Here is a 3,022-nt window from a genome sequence, read left to right as displayed (position 1 = left end):
CCTTTTCTGCCGGGTTCTGATGAGTACATCAACCTCGAAGTGTATGTCACCTCCCGGGGCAACGGGCTGAAAATCGAGACGCCGGCCATCCGGGATTAAGTTTTATTTGTGTTTTCACTAAACACGAAGACAAGCCAACAAGCAGAACTGTGACCGGGTTCGCGTTTTACCCCCCCCCGAAATGGTATGTTGGGTTCTCCCCCCCCCCCCCCCCCCCCCCCCGAAATGGTATTTTGAGACACAGCTCAAGTACACATCAAGGAATACAGAGATGCATCCTCTTGGGAAATTGGCGAAGGCTCGACGCGGGATCTGTTTTTCATGCGCTGGATCCAGCATCAGCGCAATACGCGCTGGCGGCGGGGCAAGGAAAGGGAGGGGGCGCTCAGGAAAGCGCTTGCCCGGGAAGAAAAACCTGCTTTCTTTTCTTGTGCTTTTCAATCTGATTCTTTCCTGGCCGCTATTCGCAGCGCCACCGCCCGGCTGCCCCAGCAAAACCGACCTGCATCTTTCCGGCATTGTTTTTTCCGGTGACAGCCTTTGTGCCGCCAGAGGGGAACTCAACGTCACCGCCAGTGAAGTCCCGGCGGGGGCAAATACCGTTTTCGCCGCAGGCCGGATTACACTGGGCGCTGATTTCGTGGTGCGCAACGGCGGCATACTTCAGGCCCGCGCGGTGCAGATCCAGCTGCCAGTGGTCCGGGCCGGAGATGACCAGACTGTCGCGTCACAGGCCACCGTGACCCTCGACGGCAGCGCCAGCGAAGCCCCGGGCGGCCGCATCGAAAGTTACCAATGGCGCCAGCTCAGTGGTTCCCAGGTGATCCTGCAGCACCCGGATCAGGCACAAACCACCTTCAGCGCACCTGCCGTGACCACGGCAACCGTGCTGGAATTCGAGCTGGAAATTACCGACCAATTTGGCTTTACGGCGCAGGATCCAGTTGAAATCACCATCACGCCGGGCGGCACCGGCGACCGGGACGGCGACGGTATCCCCGACGAACACGACGCCTTCCCCGATGACCCCAACGACGCCTATGATTTCGACCAGGACGGCATCGGCGACAATGCCGACCCCGACGGGATGGCGACGGCGTGGCCAACAGCGCCGATTTCTATCCCGATGACCCGGCTCAAAGCACAGCACCGGTACTTGGCATCACCACACCCGCCGATGGCGCGACCCTTGCCGACGAGGCGGTGATCGTCGAAGGCACCCTCGATGCGTCCTGGAATACCGGCGTCACAATCAACGGCATTCCCGTGCAGCGTGGCGGGACGCCCTGGGGCAGCGAATTCGCCCTGCGTGTACCGCTGCAAATGGGCAGCAACAGCATCGAAATCACGGCCACCGGACAAAGCGGCAAACAGATCAGCCAGAGCCTGACCGTTACCCGCAGCGGCAGCGCCGCCTTCCAACTCAATGCCGCCCCCCACCGCGCCTTTGCCCCGGCAGAGGTACTGTTTGTGCCGGATATCCCTGCCGGTCTCAGTATCGTACAGGCCGACTGGGACTTCGATGGCGACGGTGTGGCAGACAGCACCCTCACCACCCGCTTCAATGCACCCGTCACCCACAACTACAGCACTGCCGGCCTGTATTTCCCCCGTCTCACATTGACCGACAGCCAGAGCCAGACTTATACCCAAACCTTGGTCATCGCCATCATCGACCGAGCCGCCCTGGACAGCCGCCTCAAAACCCTTTGGGCTGGCATGGCCACCGCACTGTCCGGCAAAAACCTGGGGTTGTCCCAAAGCTTCCTGCTGGACAAGGCCGAAGGGGGCTATGAAAAGGTGTTCTACCTGCTGCTGCCGCACATGCCCGCCATCGTTCCCGGCTTCTCCGCACCCGAGACCGTGGAGACCGGACTGAACTATGCCGAGTATGCCATCGGTGAAACCATCGACGGCACCGACCGGGTGTTTCTCATCCAGCTGCTGCGCGATGCCCGGGGGGTGTGGAAGGTGGAGGGGATGTGACGAGCGCCTGGCCGCGAATTGTGGTAGAGAACTGGCGGCGGCGCAAATGGCTGATTCTGTTTCTGTTTCTGTTGCTGGTACTGCTTGTCATTTCGGTGCTGGGTATCGTGCCTTGGGGGTATGTGCGGTCGGATGCCATCCAGGGGCGCATCGTGGATGGAGAAACCGGCCAGCCCATTCCCCATGCAACCATTTTCATGGACTGGCCGCAGCTGCTGGGAACCATTGGTGGAACCATCCATGTAGGTGGTGGCGTGGTGGCGTGGTGAAACGCATAGAAGTGTTTTCGGATGAAATGGGCCGCTACTACATCCCGGCGTGGGAGCGGCCAAAACCGGAGATCGGGAAAGGCGGGTTTTCCAAGGGTAGCCCGGAAATGATTGTCTACGCGGCGGGCTACTGGCCCAAAACGCTGCGTAACAAGAAAGATGGCAGGCTGGGCTGGGGTGAAGCCTGGAAAGCGGAATGGGATGGTGAGGACATCGAACTCGAGCCCATGCACTGGAGGGAGTGGACAAAAGAGGAGTGGGAGAAAAAAGGTAAGGGCAGGGGTGCTTGGGGCGGGTGGGGTGCTGCCGTAAATTATTGGAGAGACTGTCAGTGGTTAGAATTTCCTATGAATGTTGTTGAAAACATCAAGTATCGTATTCGGAAACGAGAAATGATCGAACCCTATTTGGACGTCTGTGGAGATGGTATGGAATATCTTAGAGATGCGAGGAAGCAGTGTGGGGTAGACGCTTTTAACTTGTTGGGTCGTTATGGACTGACCAAAGAAGAATGGGAGATATGTCTTACTGGCAAGGGAAGGAGATTTCTTCCTGATGGAAAGGAAAAGACGATACGCCGCAATGCTCCATGAAGTGGCGACCCAGTTATCAGCCTGCGATCTGAGTCGAACGTAAGTGCCACATGTTAGGAGGATCTTGAGAAATTCTTGGTATTGCCAGTACATGCGCCCCCGGCTACGAAACCGAAGGTAAATAACGATGAGAAAGAGCAAGATACAGTGGATGATATTGGTCTATGTGTTATT

Annotated in this window: 4 protein-coding genes; all 4 read left to right on the top strand. The window is 57.9% G+C overall.

All coding sequences use genetic code 11. The annotated features are described in order from the left end of the window. The first annotated feature begins 397 nt into the window (after positions 1 to 397). From ACOCD2_RS15440 to ACOCD2_RS15425, 4 genes are read left to right on the top strand one after another with little or no spacing between them, the layout of a single operon-like run. Entirely contained in the window at positions 398 to 1,207 is an 810-nt protein-coding gene (locus ACOCD2_RS15440) for a PKD domain-containing protein (RefSeq protein ID WP_293643956.1), read from the top strand. After that, positions 1,099 to 1,986, top strand: a complete 888-nt coding sequence (locus ACOCD2_RS15435; RefSeq protein ID WP_293643954.1) for a hypothetical protein — start codon at positions 1,099 to 1,101, stop codon at positions 1,984 to 1,986. The genes ACOCD2_RS15440 and ACOCD2_RS15435 overlap by 109 nt, the downstream gene beginning before the upstream one ends. Continuing rightward, a complete protein-coding gene (locus ACOCD2_RS15430) occupies positions 1,983 to 2,255 on the top strand; it encodes a hypothetical protein (RefSeq protein ID WP_293643952.1) in 273 nt (90 codons plus the stop codon). The genes ACOCD2_RS15435 and ACOCD2_RS15430 overlap by 4 nt, the downstream gene beginning before the upstream one ends. Next, positions 2,252 to 2,848 (top strand): hypothetical protein, encoded by a 597-nt coding sequence (locus ACOCD2_RS15425; RefSeq protein WP_293643950.1) that lies wholly within the window; start codon positions 2,252 to 2,254, stop codon positions 2,846 to 2,848. The genes ACOCD2_RS15430 and ACOCD2_RS15425 overlap by 4 nt, the downstream gene beginning before the upstream one ends. The last annotated feature ends 174 nt before the right edge of the window (positions 2,849 to 3,022 follow it).

Source organism: Thiolapillus sp., assembly GCF_048562965.1.
GTDB lineage: Bacteria > Pseudomonadota > Gammaproteobacteria > Chromatiales > Chromatiaceae > Thiolapillus > Thiolapillus brandeum_A.
This window is presented reverse-complemented; position numbering and strand designations above follow the sequence as displayed.